Annotated in this window: 12 protein-coding genes; 5 read left to right on the forward strand and 7 right to left on the reverse strand. The window is 47.8% G+C overall.

Annotated elements, in window-relative coordinates:
- The gene (locus VB073_RS09290) at positions 1-441 is read right to left on the reverse strand and encodes a SoxR reducing system RseC family protein (protein WP_323403887.1); all 441 of its coding nucleotides are present in this window, start codon (positions 439-441) and stop codon (positions 1-3) included.
- Between the two features lie 307 nt (positions 442-748).
- On the opposite strand from VB073_RS09290, the gene VB073_RS09295 reads away from it, so the two are divergent.
- The 4 genes from VB073_RS09295 (at position 749) to VB073_RS09310 (ending at position 6,979) form a co-directional block, all read left to right on the forward strand.
- Complete coding sequence (locus VB073_RS09295; protein ID WP_323403888.1) at positions 749-3,004, forward strand: aconitate hydratase; 2,256 nt, start codon at positions 749-751, stop codon at positions 3,002-3,004.
- 4 nt (positions 3,005-3,008) lie between these two features.
- A complete protein-coding gene (gene icd, locus VB073_RS09300; protein ID WP_323403889.1) occupies positions 3,009-4,268 on the forward strand; it encodes an NADP-dependent isocitrate dehydrogenase in 1,260 nt (419 codons plus the stop codon).
- A 121-nt stretch (positions 4,269-4,389) separates the two neighbouring features.
- Entirely contained in the window at positions 4,390-5,745 is a 1,356-nt protein-coding gene (locus VB073_RS09305; RefSeq protein ID WP_323403890.1) for a citrate synthase, read from the forward strand.
- A 4-nt stretch (positions 5,746-5,749) separates the two neighbouring features.
- On the forward strand, positions 5,750-6,979 hold the full coding sequence (locus VB073_RS09310; RefSeq protein WP_323403891.1) for an NADP-dependent isocitrate dehydrogenase: 1,230 nt from the start codon (positions 5,750-5,752) through the stop codon (positions 6,977-6,979).
- Between the two features lie 148 nt (positions 6,980-7,127).
- Here VB073_RS09310 and VB073_RS09315 read toward each other — a convergent pair whose 3' ends face one another.
- Positions 7,128-9,284 carry an elongation factor G gene (locus tag VB073_RS09315; protein ID WP_323403892.1) on the reverse strand — a complete coding sequence of 719 codons (2,157 nt, stop codon included), beginning with the start codon at positions 9,282-9,284 and terminating at the stop codon, positions 7,128-7,130.
- Positions 9,285-9,716: 432 nt separating this feature from the next.
- Here VB073_RS09315 and VB073_RS09320 point away from each other — a divergent pair, with 432 nt between their 5' ends.
- Positions 9,717-12,392, forward strand: a complete 2,676-nt coding sequence (locus VB073_RS09320; RefSeq protein WP_323403893.1) for a calcium-translocating P-type ATPase, PMCA-type — start codon at positions 9,717-9,719, stop codon at positions 12,390-12,392.
- 42 nt (positions 12,393-12,434) lie between these two features.
- On the opposite strand, the gene VB073_RS09325 is transcribed toward VB073_RS09320, so the two are convergent.
- The 5 genes from VB073_RS09325 to VB073_RS09345 form a co-directional block, all read right to left on the reverse strand.
- Positions 12,435-13,631, reverse strand: coding sequence for a PLP-dependent aminotransferase family protein (locus VB073_RS09325; protein ID WP_323403894.1), 1,197 nt, complete (start codon positions 13,629-13,631; stop codon positions 12,435-12,437).
- Between the two features lie 205 nt (positions 13,632-13,836).
- The gene (locus VB073_RS09330) at positions 13,837-14,262 is read right to left on the reverse strand and encodes an ACT domain-containing protein (protein WP_323403895.1); all 426 of its coding nucleotides are present in this window, start codon (positions 14,260-14,262) and stop codon (positions 13,837-13,839) included.
- A 73-nt stretch (positions 14,263-14,335) separates the two neighbouring features.
- Positions 14,336-15,631 carry a phenylacetate--CoA ligase gene (locus VB073_RS09335; RefSeq protein WP_323404274.1) on the reverse strand — a complete coding sequence of 432 codons (1,296 nt, stop codon included), beginning with the start codon at positions 15,629-15,631 and terminating at the stop codon, positions 14,336-14,338.
- Between the two features lie 66 nt (positions 15,632-15,697).
- Positions 15,698-16,318 (reverse strand): indolepyruvate oxidoreductase subunit beta, encoded by a 621-nt coding sequence (locus VB073_RS09340; RefSeq protein WP_323403896.1) that lies wholly within the window; start codon positions 16,316-16,318, stop codon positions 15,698-15,700.
- Between the two features lie 164 nt (positions 16,319-16,482).
- The gene (locus VB073_RS09345) at positions 16,483-18,054 is read right to left on the reverse strand and encodes a thiamine pyrophosphate-dependent enzyme (protein ID WP_323403897.1); all 1,572 of its coding nucleotides are present in this window, start codon (positions 18,052-18,054) and stop codon (positions 16,483-16,485) included.
- Between the last annotated feature and the right edge of the window lie 44 nt (positions 18,055-18,098).

Below are 18,098 nucleotides of genomic sequence, written 5' to 3' on the forward strand. Positions count from 1 at the left end.
CTATTCACCTTCCCACTTATCCACTGTCCTACCTTCCCACTTCTTTATGCTAAACTGAAACGATTTAGCCATTTTTTTTCGGAAGAGATAAAGAATCAGGTAATAGGGGATAAGAGCAGCCATAGCACTTATTGCTGCTTCAGTTTCACTGAAGTCCCACAACGATAAAGTGAGAATAAGTGTTAATATTATCAAAATCAGAGGTATAACAAAGGCCCATAAAACAGCTTTGTAGCCCGTTGACTCTTTTCCCTCGATAATCACCCGTTCGTTTTTATGGAATCCGCCGGAGAAGTCGGCTACCTCTATAAGTTTTTCTTTCGAGTCGCCGGCCATACAGATCCCTTTGGCATGACACGTACTACAGGCCGATTGTTGCAGGATACGTACCGTCACACAATTATCACAGATTTTCTCAATAATTCCTTCGTGTTCAATCATGAAATAATTGTAAAAAATCCCTTATCTTTTACTTCCAACATCAAGGCAAAGTTAAGATTATTTTTGAGATATGTAAATTTTTTTTTGAACTAACTCATGGTTCAGACGTTAATATGCTGCCAATAATAATTGTCATTCAATTTTTCATTCTGATACCCTGACTTGAAATATAGATTTTATTTATAGGGTAGGCGCTGTAAGTTTCTCTGACTTAGTCGAACATTTACAGAACGGTATTTGTTAAAAAGTTGAATTGCGATTTGAAATGATGAAAATTTGAAAATAACGTATTTAATACTCTATCCTTATGGTTTTTGACATTGACATGATTCGAAAGGTTTATGACCATCTTCCTGAAAAGATCAGGCAGGCAAAAGATATTTTGCAACGGCCTTTGACCTTGACCGAAAAGATCCTTTTTGCACATCTCTGGCCGGGAGTTCCTGTAAAGAACTATCAGCGTGCGAACGACTATGTGGATTTTGCACCTGATCGTGTAGCCATGCAGGATGCCACAGCACAGATGGCGTTGCTTCAGTTGATGAACTCCGGCCGTACCAGTGTGGCAGTACCCTCCACAGTCCACTGCGATCACTTGATACAGGCATATAAGAATGCCGATGTTGATTTGCAGACAGCCAATATCACCAACAGGGAGGTATATGAGTTTCTTCGTGATGTCTCCAATAAATATGGGATCGGTTTTTGGAAACCGGGTGCCGGAATCATTCACCAGGTGGTACTTGAAAACTATGCTTTCCCCGGAGGAATGATGGTTGGGACTGACTCGCACACCCCAAATGCGGGGGGATTGGGTATGATAGCCATTGGTGTGGGTGGTGCCGACGCAGTGGATGTGATGGCCGGCTTGCCCTGGGAGTTGAAAATGCCTAAACTGATCGGAGTGAAACTGACCGGAAAGTTATCGGGATGGAGTGCACCCAAGGATGTGATACTCAAAGTGGCAGGTATTCTCACCGTAAAAGGGGGAACCAATGCCATTATCGAATATTTCGGCGAGGGAGCGGCATCACTCTCGGCTACAGGGAAGGGAACTATTTGTAATATGGGTGCTGAAGTGGGCGCTACCACCTCCATTTTTCCCTTTGATGAGAAGTCGGCAGCCTATCTTGAAGGAACCGGAAGGAAAGAGGTGGCCGACGCGGCACGCAGAGTGATCGAATATCTGCAACCCGATCCGGAGGTAGTGGCCGATCCTGTAAAATATTACGACCAGTTGATCGAAATAGATCTCTCCCTTCTCGAACCGCATATCAACGGGCCGTTTACTCCCGATGCCGCTTATACCATTTCGGAATTCGGAAAGGCTGTTAAAGAGAATAACTATCCACAGAAAATGGAGGTAGGCCTGATCGGTTCATGTACGAATTCATCCTATGAAGATCTTACCCGGGCGGTTTCCATTGTGAAGCAGGCGCGTGACGAGCATGTGCCGGTAAAAGCGCAGTTCCTGATCAATCCCGGTTCGGAACAGATCCGTTACACGGCTGAACGCGACGGCATCCTGGAAGTCTTTGAAGAGGCGGGTGCGACTATTATCGCCAATGCCTGCGGCCCCTGTATCGGGCAGTGGAAACGCGAAGATGATGTAAAAGACCGTCCCAATTCCATCGTCACTTCTTTCAACCGTAATTTCGCGAAGCGGAATGATGGTAATCCCAATACACATGCATTTGTGACATCGCCCGAACTGGTAGCCGCACTGACTATTGCCGGAGATCTCTGCTTCAATCCGTTGACCGATACCCTTCGGAATGAGAGGGGAGAGTGGGTCAAACTGGCCGAACCGACCGGTTTTGAGATGCCTCCCGCAGGCTACGATGTGAAAGATGCAGGATATCTGGCACCATCGCAAGACGGTAGCAGTGTACAGGTATCTATTGATCCCAGTTCCAATCGGTTGCAAAAACTGGATCCCTTCCGTCCATGGAATGGTGAAGACTATATAGGGTTACCCCTGCTTATCAAGGTAAAGGGAAAATGTACTACCGACCATATTTCCATGGCCGGACCGTGGCTTCGTTTCCGTGGACATCTCGACAATATCTCGGATAACATGCTGATTGGAGCGGTAAATACATTCAATAATGAAACCAACTCCGTACTCGATCCAGGTACCATGGGCTACTCGCCCGTGCCGGCATTGGCCCGTAAATTCAAAGCTGATGGAGTCGGTTCGGTAGTCGTGGCTGAAGAAAATTACGGCGAAGGCTCGAGCCGCGAACATGCTGCCATGGAACCACGTCATCTCAACGTGAAGGTGATCCTGGTTAAATCGTTTGCACGTATTCATGAGACCAACCTGAAGAAGCAGGGAATGCTGGCCCTTACTTTCATCAATAAAGACGATTATGACAAGGTGCAGGAGAGGGATAAGATCAGTGTGAAAGGGTTACGGGGCTTTGCTCCCGGTCGCAATCTGACAGTGGAATTGCTGCATGCCGACGGTACCAGGGATACCTTTGAAGTAGGCCATACCTATAATGAACAGCAGATAGAGTGGTTTAAAGCCGGAAGTGCACTCAATGCCATGAATAAGTAAAGCTATGGCATATATAGTCCGTCAAGACGATAAGCTGATCGTTCCCGATCGTCCCGTCATTCCTTTTATCGAGGGTGACGGCATAGGTAAAGAGATTACTGCTCTTGTGCAGATGATTGTAGACAAAGCAGTTGATAAAGCATATGAAGGGAAGAGAAAAATCGAATGGAGAGAGGCGCTGGCCGGAGAAAAAGCATTCAACAAGGTAGGGAACTGGTTGCCTGACGAAACTATAGAGGCTTTCCGTACCTGTCTGGTAGGTATAAAAGGGCCGCTCACCACACCTGTCGGAGAGGGGATACGCTCTCTTAATGTGGCGTTGCGTCAGGAGTTGGATCTCTATGTCTGCCTTCGCCCTGTGCGATGGTTCAAAGGAGTAGCTACTCCCTTGTTACACCCCGAAAAGGTACATGTTACTATTTTCCGTGAGAATACGGAGGATATCTATGCCGGTATCGAGTGGGCTGCCGGTACGCCTGAATTGAAAAAAGTGCTGAAATTCCTGCAGGAAGAGATGGGTGTTGGCAAGATCCGTTTTCCGGAAACCACCTCCCTGGGTGTAAAACCTGTCTCTGTGGAAGGGACAGAACGATTGGTGCGGGCAGCTATCGAGTATGCGCTGAAGCACCGATTACCTTCCGTGACGTTGGTACATAAAGGCAATATTATGAAATTTACCGAAGGAGGGTTCAAAAAATGGGGCTATGCTCTTGCCGAACGGGAGTTTCCCGATCAGACGTTTACAGAACATATTTTCAACAAGATAAAGGCCGAACGTGGTCTTGAAAAAGCTGTGGAAGCATATAACCAGGCTATTGAATCGGGAAAAGTCTTTGTCAAGGATGTAATTGCTGATGCATTTCTTCAGAATACACTTCTCAAACCGGAAGAATATTCGGTGATCGCGACACTTAACCTGAATGGTGATTATATTTCCGATCAGTTGGCGGCCATGGTAGGCGGCATCGGTATTGCTCCGGGCGCCAATATCAATTATCTTACCGGACATGCTATTTTTGAGGCAACACACGGGACCGCACCCGATATTGTGGGAAAAGGGAAGGCAAATCCCTGTTCCATGTTGCTCTCGGCGGTGATGATGTTGGAGTACCTTGGATGGGAAAAAGCCGGTAATCTGATCACTTCCGCTTTGGAACTGCTTTTTGAAAACGGATATGGAACTTCTGATCTGGCGAGGTTTATGGAAAATGGGAAGCCATTGTCAACATCCGATTTTTCACGCAAAGTGATTGAGAATTTATAAAAAAAGTTTACTTCTGTAAACAAAGTCAGGAGAAAGAGTGTTAAAAAGACAGAGGTGCCACTACCTTGTCGCCATTTAAATAAAACCGCATAAGCAAGATAAAAAAACAAAATATATCACTATGAATAATGAACAATTGAGAAAAACATTGTCGGATTCAGTTGCCTTCACAAGCAATATCGACAAGGATCTTTTTACAAAGATGGGGGTGAAGCGAGGCCTTCGTAATGAAGATCATTCGGGCGTGCTTGCCGGACTTACCCGGGTAGGTGATGTAGTGGGTTATGAACGTCAACCTGATGGTACATTGACCCCTGTCCCCGGTAAACTTTTCTACCGGGGAATGGATGTGGAGGAACTGGTGAAAGGGGTACAGCAGGAAAATCGCCTCGGATTTGAAGAAACCACTTTTCTGCTTCTATCAGGACGTCTGCCCAATAGGGAGGAACTGGAAGCTGTGGAACGGTTGATCGCACAGACCATGCCGTTGAATCATACGGCGACGATGAATATTATGTCGCTGAAAGGGGGGAATATCATGAATATTCTGGCCAGAAGTGTACTGGAACTCTATACGTATGACGAGAATCCGGATGATATCTCTCCCGAAAATCTTATGAACCAGTCCATCAACCTGATTGCCAAATTCCCTACCATTATTGCTTATGCTTATCAGGTGTTGCGTCACGATCAGATGGGGCGTTCACTGCATATCAGACACCCGTATGAAGACCGCTCCGTAGCTGAAAACTTTTTGTTTATGATGAAAGGTCGGAATAATTATACAGAACTTGATGTGAAAATCCTCGACCTGGCATTGGTACTGCATGCTGAACACGGCGGAGGAAATAACTCTACCTTCTCGGTGCGTGTTACAAGCTCGACCGAGACCGACACTTATTCAGCGATTGCCGCAGGTATCGGATCATTGAAAGGACCTCTCCACGGAGGTGCCAATATCAAGGTACAGGGTATGCTGGAAGATATGAAGCAGAATGTGAAGGACTGGACAAGCCAGCCGCAGGTAGATGATTATCTGACCAGGATATTGAATAAGGAAGCGTACGATCGTACCGGTCTTATCTATGGTATCGGACATGCTGTCTATACCGTAAGTGATCCGCGTGCCATATTGCTCAAAGAGATGGCGCGTGATTTAGCCAGAGAAAAAGGACGTGAAAAGGAATTCGCCTTTATGGAGTTGATAGAGGAACGGGCCGTGGAAGTATTTCTTGGTTTCAAAAAGAGTACTGCTAAGGCGCGGACTTGTATTAATGTCGACTTCTATTCGGGATTTGTGTATGATGCTATCGGATTGCCGCCGGAAGTATTCACTCCGCTCTTCGCGATGGCGCGTATCGTGGGCTGGTCGGCTCACCGGATCGAGGAGATGAACTTCGCCAGCAAGCGCCTGATCCGTCCGGCATATAAGAATGTGCGTGAGATGCAATCATTTATCCCGATGAAAAAGAGATAAATCTATGCGAAAAATAAAAGTAAATAATCCTGTAGTTGAGCTGGATGGCGACGAAATGACCCGTATTATCTGGTCGTTCATCAAGGAGCAACTGATCTTGCCCTATCTCGATCTTGAAATCAAATATTATGATCTCGGTATTCAACATCGTGATGAGACCGATGACCGGGTGACAGTGGAGGCAGCCGAGGCCATCAAGAAATACAATGTAGGCATCAAATGTGCGACTATAACTCCCGACGAAGCACGAGTGGAGGAGTTCGGACTGAAGGAGATGTGGAAGTCGCCCAACGGTACTATTCGTAATATCGTAGGTGGAACCGTATTTCGTGAACCGATCATCTGTAGCAATATCCCCCGGTATGTGCAGGGATGGACTGAACCTATCATCATCGGACGTCATGCCTTCGGAGACCAGTACCGTGCTACCGATAAGATGATCAAGGGAAAAGGTACGCTTAAACTGACCTTTACCAATGAAGAGGGTGAGACCCAGAGTTGGGAGGTCTATAACTTCAAAGGTGATGGAGTTGCCATGGCGATGTATAATACCGACGAATCGATTTACGGATTTGCACGCTCATCATTCCAGATGGCGCTGACGAAGAAATATCCGCTCTATATGTCCACCAAGAACACTATCCTGAAAGCTTATGACGGCAGGTTTAAGGATATTTTCCAGGAGGTGTATGAGAACGAGTTCAAAGCTGAGTTCGAGAAAACAGGTATCACTTACGAGCACCGGTTGATCGATGATATGGTGGCTTCGGCCATGAAGTGGAGTGGTGGATTTGTCTGGGCTTGTAAGAATTACGATGGTGATGTACAATCGGATACGGTAGCACAGGGCTTTGGTTCGTTGGGAATGATGTCCTCGGTATTGGTGACACCTGATGGTATGACGGTGGAAGCAGAAGCGGCTCATGGTACTGTAACACGACACTATCGCCAGCATCAGCAGGGCAAGGAGACCAGCACCAACCCTATCGCCTCTATCTTTGCATGGACCAGAGGATTGGCACACAGGGGCCGGCTTGATAACAATCAGCCGCTGATCGACTTCTGCGAGAAACTGGAACAGGTATGTATTGAAACTGTGGAAGACGGAGAGATGACCAAAGACCTGGCACTGCTTGTCTACGGAAATGATGCGGCACGTAGTACTTACCTTACTACGCAGGAGTTTCTGCAGGCACTGAAGCGCAATCTGGAGAAAAAGTGGATAGGTGGATAGGTGATTAGGTAAAAAAAGGTTTTGTTTTATAGATTGACAAGATTTGAATTCGTGGTCAGTACAAGAAGTGATGATTTAACAATAAAAAATAAAAACAGGGGCGGCCAAACGGTCGTCCCTGCATGTTGAGATAGTGTGGTGATAGTTATTATTCGTCCTTTTCCTGTGCTTCGTATGCTTTCAGCAGTTTATCCTGCACGTCGGAAGGAACCAACTCATAACTGGCGAATTTCATGGAGAAAGAAGCCCTTCCACCAGAGATTGAACTGAGCGATGTAGAATAGGAACTCATCTCTTTCAAAGGTACTTTGGCTTTCAGTTTTTCAAATCCTTTCTCACTCTCCATACCCATGATCATGGCGCGACGTCCCTGCAGATCGCTCATCACATCACCCATATATTCACCGGGAACGGAAACCGTTACGTCGTACACCGGTTCGAGGATCTTGGGTCCTGCATTCTTGAAGGCTGTACTGAACGCGTTCCGTCCTGCCAACATAAAGGAGATCTCATTGGAGTCTACCGGGTGCATCTTACCGTCGTAGACGATTACCCGTACATCGCGGGCATATGATCCTGTAAGGGGGCCCTGCTCCATACGTCCCATGATACCTTTCAGGATGGCAGGCAGGAAGCGGGAGTCGATAGCGCCACCCACTATACTGTTTACGAATACCAATTTTCCACCCCAATCGAGGTTGATCTCTTGTGTATCGCGATTCTGTACTTTATATTCCTGTCCATTAAAGCGATAGACTTCCGGAACGGACATCCCTTCGGTATAAGGTTCTACGATGAGATGTACTTCCCCGAACTGGCCGGCACCTCCCGATTGCTTTTTGTGGCGGTAGTCGGCACGTGCCGATTTCGTGATGGTTTCACGATATGGAATTTTGGGTTCCAGATATTCGATCTCGATCTTATCGTTGTTCTCCAAACGCCATTTCAATGTCCTGAGGTGAAACTCACCTTGCCCGGAGACGATCATCTGTTTCAACTCCTTGGAGTTTTCTACCAACCAGGTGGGGTCTTCCTCTTTCATACGGGTGAGTGCTTCACTCAACTTTTCGGCGTTCGATTCGTTGATAGCCTTGATAGCCCTGCGATAACGGGGTTCCGGATAACGGATGAAGTCGAATTTATTATCAGCATCCTTGGCGTTGAGCGTATTTCCTGTGCGTACATCTTTTAGTTTCACTGCGGCACCGATACTACCTGCCTGTAACTCTTCCGCTTTATTACGGATCTGTCCGGCAACGGTGAAAAGTTGCACCAGACGTTCTTTTGAGCCGCGGTTGGCATTCACCAGATCGTCACCTTCTTTCACCGAACCCGACATTACCTTGAAGTAAGATACTTCACCGATATGGGGTTCCACAGTTGTTTTAAAGAAGAAAAGGCTTGTGGGTGCCGAAGCATCGGGTTTCACCTCTGTTCCTTCGCTGTTGACCGGTGCGGGTACATCAAACGGGGAGGGAGCTACCATACTCAGAAAGTTCATGATACGGTGTACTGCCATATTCTTTTCGGCTGAAGCACAGAAGAGAGGGAAAAGACTGCGGCTGATCATCCCCTTGTGGATACCTTCCCGCATCTCCTCTTCGGTGAGCGAACCCTGCTCGAAGTATTTTTCCATCAGTCCCTCGTCGTTTTCGGCTGCCGCTTCGAGCAATACCTGGTAATATTCACCCGCTTTCTCCTGTTCTCCGGCGGGAATCTCCAATACGTCGGGAGCAGTTGCACCCGGTTTCCATTTATACAATTTCTGTTTCAGTACGTCCACGATTCCGTCGAAAGAGGTGCCGCTGCCAATAGGATACTGTACCGGTACCACTTTGCTGCCATACTGTTCTCTCAGGCTGGCAAGCGTATTGTCGTAGTCCGCTTTGTCATGATCCATCTGGTTCATCAGGAAAACCAGTGGTTTATTCAACTCGTCCACATAGCGGAGTTGGTTCACGGTACCTACCTCTACACCGTTGGCGGCATCAATCAGCATCAGTGCCATGTCGGCAACATTGAGGGCAGAAACAACACCTCCCACAAAGTCGTCCGAACCCGGACAGTCGATGAAATTCATCAGTTTATCTTTCCACTCATAAGAAAAAACAGTGGAGAAGACGGTATAACCATACTCTTTTTCTACTGGAAAATAATCACATACGGTATTTTTTCCATCTATTGTACCACGTCGTTTTATAAGACCACACTCGAAAAGCATGGCTTCTGCGAGAGTGGTCTTACCTGAGCCTGCATTACCAATGAGGGCAATGTTCCTAACTTCATTTGTTTTGTAAACCTTCATGATTAGAAAATATTTTAATTAATTAGTTTAATGCGTCAATATGTCAATATGCCAGTGTGCTAATACGAGATTCGGAGACGAAAAAACTCGGAGATGAGGAGTTTTTAATCCCAAATCCTACATCTCCAAATCTAAAATCCAAAGTCTTGGTTCTTGACTCTTGGCTCTTGACTCTAATTTTTAATCGTATGAAAAAAGACTTTGCTACGGTGTAAAAACCGGCAAAGTCATGCCATCTCAAATGGCGCTGCAATATATAAAAAACGTACGACAAACAGTAATTTTGCAATTATGTTATATAACATGTTTTGGGGAATATGATGGTGAAAAGTATTGAAAATGGCTAACTGGTGAACCATTGTTTTTCTCAGTTTGTTTATTTTTCATCTGTTTTGGGTTATCAGGCATTAGCCCACGTTAAATATATAAAGAATGAAGGATCATTATTACAATCAACCGGTAAAAGAGGTATTACAACAATTAGAGGTGTCATCCAGTACGGGGCTTTCAGACAATGAAGTGAAAGAGCGTCTTAACCATTATGGCCCTAACCAGCTTGAGTCGCGAAAGCAGAAATCGTTGCTTGCCATGTTTTTCGAGCAGTTCAAGAGCATGATGGTGGTTATCCTGCTTGCGGCTGCCATCCTGTCGGGTGTGGTCGGCGTGATGGAGGGTGAAGGGCTGATAGAATCATTTGTAATCCTTGCCATATTGTTGGTGAATGCTATCATCGGTATGGTACAGGAGAAGAAAGCACAATCATCGCTGGAAGCGCTCAACAGGATGAGTTCACCGCATTCGAAAGTGTTGCGTGGTGGGCAGGTGACTGAAATAACCTCCACTGAAATTGTACCCGGCGACATCGTTATCCTGGATACCGGCGATATTATCCCTGCCGATCTACGCCTGATAGAGGCCGTTAATATGCAGGTACAGGAGGCTGCACTCACCGGTGAGTCGGTTCCCGTAGAAAAGAATCATCATGCATTGGAGGCGAAAGAACTTCCACTGGGTGATCGCGACAATATGGCTTTTTCTACCAGCACCGTGACTTACGGTCGTGGCAAAGGTGTGGTGGTAGGTACCGGTATGCAGACAGAAGTGGGCAAGATAGCCCATATGCTCCAAAATACGCAGCAGACAGAAACACCGATGAATAAACGACTTGGACAGCTTGGTAAAGTGCTGGGTTACGTGGCGTTGGGTATCTGCGTCTTTATATTTATAATAGGGGTATTGTACGGCAACGATTGGCTGGAAATGCTGATGATGGCTGTCAGCCTGGCAGTTGCTGCCATTCCCGAAGGATTACAGATTGTCTCTACCATTGTGCTGGCTATTGGTGTACAGCGTCTGGTGAAGCTGAACGCGATCGTGCGTACCCTGCCTTCGGTGGAAACACTGGGAAGTACCACGGTGATCTGTTCCGATAAAACCGGTACCCTGACCCAGAATAAGATGACGGTCGTGGAAGGTTGGGCTGGCGGTAATCGCATTGACTTCCGTAATCCTCCCCTTCCCGAAGAGCTTGATAGTGATGAAAGGATGTTGCTTCAGTCGTCGTTGCTCTGTACCGATGCCCATCTGAAAAAGTTGCCCGACGGAAAGCATGAAACCGCCGGCGATCCCACTGAGATCGCCATTGTGGATGTAGCGCTCAGCCTGAAAATGGATAAGAACGAACTGGAGAATCGCTTTACCCGTGAGAATGAAGTGCCGTTCGATTCCGAAAGGAAGAGGATGTCTACCATCAACCGGATGGAGGAGGGGCAGCTGCGTGTAAACCTGAAAGGGGGACTGGATGAGGTGTTAAGCATCACTACCCATATCCTTATCCACGGAAAAGTGAGGCCTATCACAGAAGAGGACAAGGAGACCATCAGGGAAGAGAATCACCGGATGGCACAGTCGGCATTGCGTGTGCTTGCCATAGCCTATAAGGATATGGATGCACTGCCTGCGGAAGTGAAAGTGGAAACGGTGGAGAATGGTCTTATCTTTATCGGTTTGCTGGGGATGATCGACCCGGCACGCCCCGAAGCGTTGGAGGCGGTGAAGAAATGCCGGACTGCCGGTATCCGTCCCGTAATGATTACCGGCGACCATAAGGTGACTGCGGTAGCGATTGCCGATGAGATAGGGATCTACCATCAAGGGGATAAGGCTATCACGGGACCTTATCTGGAGGAGATGGACGATGAGGCGCTTTATAATGATGTGGAGTCCTATTCTGTGTATGCACGTGTGGCACCTGAGCATAAGGTGAGGATCGTGAAGGCGTGGCAATCGCACGGTGATATCGTGGCGATGACAGGTGATGGGGTGAATGATGCACCGGCACTCAAACAGGCCGATATTGGTGTCTCTATGGGAATCGTCGGTACCGAGGTAGCCAAGGAGGCATCCGATGTGATCCTGACAGATGATAACTTTGCCACCATCGTCAAGGCGGTGGAAGAAGGACGAAGGATCTACGACAATATACTGAAGGTGATTCAGTTCCTGTTGTCGGCCAATGTGGGTGAGGTATTGCTGATCTTTATCGCCTCCATTGTCAATATCGGTAATCCGTTGACACCTATCCTTATTCTATGGATAAACCTGGTGACGGACAGCCTGCCGGCGCTGGCATTGAGTATGGATCCTGCCAACCGGGACATCATGACCCGGAAGCCGAGGGATCCCAAGAAGGGTTTTTTCACCAGAGGGATGATATGGAGAATCGGTTACCAGGGAGCGACTATCGGTTTGATTTCACTGGCTGCCTATATCATAGGCTTTAAGGATGGAGGACAGCCGTTAGGACAGACCATGGCGTTTGCGGTATTGGGCTTCTCTCAATTGTTACATGTGCGTAATTTGCATTCCAATATCGACTCCTCGTTTCGTACCAGCCTGTTCAGCAATATGGCATTGCTGGGAGCGATCTTTGCATCGGCGCTCCTGTTGGTGGTCGTGCTGTTAATCCCCGGACTGATGGATATCTTTGGCGTGACGGCGATGGATAGTACCCATTGGATGTATGTGGGAATCCTCTCGCTTGTACCTATCGTGGTGGTGGAACTGGTGAAACTAATGAAACTCAACCATAGCAAGGATGATTATTAGTTGATGTGGCTACATGGATAAGTGCCTAGATGCCAGAGTGTATTATCCGTAGATTTCTTTGATGGCTTCCGCGATGAGGGGAACACCCTGACGGATGGTTTCTACATCGGTGTTGCAAAAAGAAACTCGCATATAGTTGTTTTGGATGGCATCGGGATCGAAAGTCTTTCCGGAGACGAACACTACTCCTTTCTCGATCGATTTTCTCAGGATGGCGGTTGCATCGGTCCCTTCCGGTAGTCGCAGCCAGGTATAAAAACCTCCACGTGGCTTTTCGAAAGTCACGTAAGAGGGTAAAGATGCTTCCAGTGCTTCTATCATGGCCAATCCCCGCTTTTTATATTCCAGCCGCACACTGGCCGTGTAGTTATACACATCTCCCCGCCGGATAAACTTGTCGGCGATCACTTGCGATATGCTGGGTGAGCAGGCATCGATCGATTGTTTGATCAGTTCGCATTTCCGGTAGATTTCCTCCGGCACCAGCATCCATCCCAGTCTCAATCCGGGACCCAGTATCTTGGAGAATGATCCGGTATAGCATACATCGATCCCCTCAGGATCCATCGCTTTGATCAACTGCATTTCGGGCAGGTCTTCCTCATAGAAATAGAGGTCGCTGTAGACATCATCTTCGATGATGGGGATATCTCTGTCTTTTAGCAGGTCTATGATCTGCTCTTTTATCTTTCGGGAGTAGATAATTCCTGCAGGGTTATGGAAGTTGGGCGTATAATAGAGGAATTTGGGAGTGGGTAGGGTAGAATCGAGCCGCTTTTTGAGTTGTCCGATATCCATTCCGTCCTCTTTCAGTGGAACGGTGATCAGATTCGCATCGTAGGCACGGAATGCCGAGAGGGCTCCGATAAAGCTGGGTGTTTCCACCAGTATCGGATCGCCCGGATCAATGAATGCCTTCGCAAGGATATGGATGGCCTGCAATGCTCCCGTAGTGATGATCAGCCGGTTACTTTTTGCCGGCAACCCTTTCTTTTCCAGATAAGCGGACAGTGATTCTAACAACGAGGGTAATCCCGTTGTCGGGCCGTATTGCATTGCTACCTGTTTTTCCTTTTCAGTGAGGGATTGATAGATAGTGTCGATTATTTCGAGTGGGAACAGTTCATTTCCCGGCATACCGCCGGCGAAAGAGATGATATCGGGAGCCGTAGCGAGGCTCATTAAGTCGCGGATCTCCGAAGAACGGAGATTGGCTACACTGGTTGCGAATCGGGACATGTCTCTAATGTGCTAATGTGAATAATATGCCAATGTGGTAATAAAAGACTGGGGAGACTGGGAGACGAGGAGTATCCCAAATCCTATATCTAATATCCCAAGTCTTGGTTCCAACAATCTTGGTTCCAGCAGTCTTGGCTCCAATAGTCTTGTTTCTAATAGTCTTGGTTCCAACAGTCTTGGCTCTAATGGTCTTATTTTTGAATCAAAGCTGATAAATATCCGACTGGGACAATAGTTTCATTCCTTTTTTTTCCAGAATCTCTGTCACTGCGGATATATCCGAGGTACGGATTACTGCCAATGCAACATCCCGGTTTGAGAAAGCATACATATAATCCACGTTGATATTTTCTTCGGTCAGTATTTTCAGTATCTGGTAGAGTGCTCCCGGCTCGTCAGGCATATTCACGCAGGCTACATCGGTCAGCCCAATCGAGAATCCAGCTTTCTCCAGTACCTCTTTTGCCAGTCCGGGCCTTCCCACCACCATCCGTACAATGCCGTAGTCGGTCGTTTCAGCCAGATTCAACGCGATGATGTTCACATCATTTTCAGCCAGAATACGGGTGAGACTGGTAAGACGTCCCGACCGGTCTTCCAAAAAAACGGATAATTGTTGTATATGCATCCTGTTGATTGTTTTATGATTTCTGTTTATCTTTCCTTGTTTATCGTGCAAAGTGCACTTTTTGCATAGTACCTTATTTCCTGTAGTCGATGATTCGTTTTGCTTTTCCTTCGGAACGTTCTATGCTGTGAGGTTCCACTAATCTGATGATGGCGCTGACTCCCAGCAAGCTTTTGATGTTATGGTCGATCCGTTTTCTGATCCCTTCCAGCTCACGGATACTGTCCGACCAGTTCTTCTCATCGATCTCCACAAGTACTTCTAGCGTATCGAGGTTGCTCTCCCGGCGGACGATCAACTGGTAATGCGGCGAGGTCTCTGACATCTCCATCAGTACCGATTCCACTTGTGACGGGAAGACGTTTACACCCCGGATAATCAGCATGTCGTCGCTCCGGCCGAGGCATTTCTCCATGCGTACCAACGTGCGTCCACAAGCGCATTTCTCCCGGTGGAGGCGGGTGAGGTCACGAGTCCTGTAGCGCAGCAGCGGCATTGCTTCCTTACTTATAGTGGTGAATACCAGTTCACCCATCTCGCCATCCGGCAATACCTTCAGGGTTTCGGGATGGATGATTTCGGGGATGAAATGATCTTCGAAGATATGGCTCCCGCATTGGCATTCGCACTCCATCGAGACACCCGGACCGATTACCTCGCTCAGGCCGTAGATATCGTATGCTTTTATATTAAGCAATTTTTCTATCTCCTTGCGCATCTCGTTGGTCCACGGTTCCGCGCCGAAGACGCCAGTCCTCAGTTTGATATCATCGGGAGAGATATCCTCTTTCAGGATGCTCTCGCCCAGATGTGCCGCGTAGGAGGGCGTACAGGCCAGAACTGTCGCGTTGAAGTCGGTCATGAATTGCAACTGTTTTCTGGTGTTGCCGCTTGAGATGGGGATGACGGTCGCTCCCACTTTCTCTGCACCGTAATGTAATCCCAACCCGCCTGTAAAGGGGCCGTAGCCGTAGGCAACCTGGATGGTATCTCCGCTATGTATGCCTGCCATGGTGAGGCTTCGCGCTACCACCTCCGACCAGATATCGATATCCTTTTGTGTATAGCCTACCACTGTCGGTTTACCGGTAGTACCACTCGATGCGTGTATTCGTACCACATCACTCTGGGGTACCGTAAAGAGCCCGAACGGATAATTTTCCCTCAGGTCTTCTTTGGTGGTAAAGGGAAGGTCGTTGAGTTGATCCACACTGCGTATATCTCCCGGCTCAATGCCTTTCTCTTTCAGCCGATTCCTGTAAAATGGTACGTGGTCGTACATTCGTTGTATCATACCGGAGAGTTGCTTGCTTTGTAGTTGGTGCATCTGCTCCCTCTCCGCGCACTCCCTTTCGGGATTCCAAATCATTTTATTCTGTTGCATATTTTCAAGGGTGTTCTCATTTTTACCGGACGGGTCTCGTTCCGGATCATTTTATTTTGTTGTGTAAGGACTATTTTCACAGCCTCGCTCCGGATTCTGTTCTGTTGCCTGTTCCTTTCCGAGCCTGAAGGCTTTTATATTCATATTGACCATCTCTTCTCCTTTCCTTCCGAAGAACAGGGAGATTGCTTTTTCGAGTTCTTCCTCCTCTATCCCTATGTAAGGTGAGGCGGCTCCCAGCATTACCACGTTGAAAGTTTTCGGGCTGCCTGCTTTTCTGGCGAGTGTTCCGGCTTCTACCGGCACATGCGTAGCTGATTCCTCGATGGTAGCCATTAACTTCTCCTCATCCGGGTATTGGGGGATATTGATATAGGGTTCGGTGGCGGTAACGATCACTCCTTCTGGTGACAGGAAAGGCAGGTAACGAAGCGACTCCATCGGTTCTATCGACAGAATCAGGTCTGCTTTACCGAGTGGAATCAGATCCGAAAATATCTCTTCGGACGAGATCCGCAGGTGCGATTCCACCGCCCCACCGCGTTGACTCATACCGTGTACTTCAGCCTGCTTCACGTGCAGACCCAGATTTATTGCCGCCAGGTCGATAATCGATGCGATGGCAAGTATTCCCTGGCCACCCACACCTGCTATGATGATGTTTTTGTTCATTTTTTTTAATTTAGAGCCAAGCCAAGCATTCCCGAACGTTTTTCTCCGTTCAAAAAATGCATTGAAACATTTTGTTTCTTAAGAGATTTTATTAATTGACAATGATTTCAGACTTCTTTTTCATTACTCACATTGGCATATTGGCACATTGGCATATTGGCACATTATTTCCTTGCTGTTTGCACGCATTCCCGCTGGGCGATAATCACGGAAACGCCCTGATAGTCGATTTCTTCTTTCAATATCCTGCAGTTCTCCCCGAGATTTTTTTTGAGTGGTACGATCGACCGGATATGTGCTTCTTCCACGCCGATTCCCCTACATATATTGTGAAAGCGGCCTGTTCCGGCGGAATTTTGTCCCCCTGTCATCGCGGTAGTGCCATTGTCGGATATGATGACGGTCATGGGCGACCTGTCGTTCACCGCATCGAGTAATCCTGTTATTCCCGAATGGGTGAAGGTGGAATCCCCGATTACACATAGGGCGGGACGCATTCCCGCATCGGCTGCTCCTTTTGCCATGGTGATAGCAGCTCCCATATCCACGCAGGTGCTGATAGCACTGTAGGGCGGTAATGCGCCGAGGGTATAGCATCCGATATCACCGAATACATGGTGTTCCGGGTATTCTTCCATTGCCTTGTTGATGGCGTCAAACAGGTCCCTGTGGCTGCACCCTTTGCATAACATGGGTGGGCGGCCTGCCACAATACCGGGTATGGTGCGTATCTCTCCTGTATCTACTCCCAGCGCTTTGGCCAGGAGGTTGGGTGAGAGTTCACCTGCCCGGGGCAGTGCACCGTCTAGTCGTCCCCGGAATTTGCTATTCCCGAAGTATCCTTTCAGCAGCTCTTCATAGACGGGATATCCCTCTTCTGCAATCAGTATGTCGGAATATTTTTTGGCAAACTGTGAAATCAGTTTTTCCGGAAGCGGGTATTGGGATATTTTGAGTACCGCTACCGACAGGTTATGTGTCCTGATCACTTCCATTGCGTAGTTGTAGGCGATGCCGAAAGCGATGACAGCCGTTCTGCTTTCTCCTTCGGTTACCCGGTTAAAACCCGAGGTTTCCGAGGTGTCGGCCAACTCCTGTTGTTTTTCGAGTAGCCGTTGGTAATTTCTCCGGGCGTTGGTGGGCAGGAGAATCCATTTCCCCTTGTCGCCGGAAGGATGCAACTCGTTCTGCTCCCGCGGCTCCCTGCGCAGGACTGCCGCACGTGAGTGGGAGAGGCGTGTAGGGATACGCAGCATTACCGGAAGCTCGGTTTTTTCCGACAGGTCGAACCCCCAACGTACCATATCGTAGGCTTCCTGCTGGTTGGACGGTTCTAATAACGGTATCATCGCGAATTTGGCATAGACCCGGCTATCCTGTTCGTTTTGTGATGAGTGCATCGAAGGGTCGTCTGCTACCGCAATGACCAATCCTCCGTGTATACCTGTGACGGCAGAATTCATGAATGCATCGGCTGCCACGTTCAATCCCACATGTTTCATGCAGGTAAGGCTCCGTTTCCCGGCATACGACATTCCCAATGCTGCTTCGAAAGCCGTTTTCTCATTCGTCGCCCAGGTCGATCGTACCGATACCCCGTTGACCGGTTGTGACCGTTGTATGAATTCCGTAATTTCAGTGGAAGGAGTGCCCGGGTAAGCGTACACGCCCGATATTCCGGCGTCGAGCGCTGCCTGTGCGATGGCTTCAGCTCCTAATAGTAATTGTTTTTGCATATCTTTCCGTTTGGTTCCTGTAGATTACAAATTATACAGGAATC

The organism is Proteiniphilum sp., from assembly GCF_034927365.1.
In the GTDB taxonomy this organism is placed as follows: domain Bacteria; phylum Bacteroidota; class Bacteroidia; order Bacteroidales; family Dysgonomonadaceae; genus Proteiniphilum.

Excerpts from the sequence above, each read along its gene's own strand:
- VB073_RS09345 (WP_323403897.1), bottom strand. The coding sequence starts at position 18,054 with ATGCAAAAACAATTACTATTAGGAGCTGAAGCCATCGCACAGGCAGCG.
- VB073_RS09295 (WP_323403888.1), top strand. The coding sequence starts at position 749 with ATGGTTTTTGACATTGACATGATTCGAAAGGTTTATGACCATCTTCCT.
- VB073_RS09290 (WP_323403887.1), bottom strand. The coding sequence starts at position 441 with ATGATTGAACACGAAGGAATTATTGAGAAAATCTGTGATAATTGTGTG.
- icd (WP_323403889.1), top strand. The coding sequence starts at position 3,009 with ATGGCATATATAGTCCGTCAAGACGATAAGCTGATCGTTCCCGATCGT.
- VB073_RS09320 (WP_323403893.1), top strand. The coding sequence starts at position 9,717 with ATGAAGGATCATTATTACAATCAACCGGTAAAAGAGGTATTACAACAA.
- VB073_RS09335 (WP_323404274.1), bottom strand. The coding sequence starts at position 15,631 with ATGATTTGGAATCCCGAAAGGGAGTGCGCGGAGAGGGAGCAGATGCAC.
- VB073_RS09310 (WP_323403891.1), top strand. The coding sequence starts at position 5,750 with ATGCGAAAAATAAAAGTAAATAATCCTGTAGTTGAGCTGGATGGCGAC.
- VB073_RS09325 (WP_323403894.1), bottom strand. The coding sequence starts at position 13,631 with ATGTCCCGATTCGCAACCAGTGTAGCCAATCTCCGTTCTTCGGAGATC.
- VB073_RS09340 (WP_323403896.1), bottom strand. The coding sequence starts at position 16,318 with ATGAACAAAAACATCATCATAGCAGGTGTGGGTGGCCAGGGAATACTT.
- VB073_RS09330 (WP_323403895.1), bottom strand. The coding sequence starts at position 14,262 with ATGCATATACAACAATTATCCGTTTTTTTGGAAGACCGGTCGGGACGT.
- VB073_RS09305 (WP_323403890.1), top strand. The coding sequence starts at position 4,390 with ATGAATAATGAACAATTGAGAAAAACATTGTCGGATTCAGTTGCCTTC.
- VB073_RS09315 (WP_323403892.1), bottom strand. The coding sequence starts at position 9,284 with ATGAAGGTTTACAAAACAAATGAAGTTAGGAACATTGCCCTCATTGGT.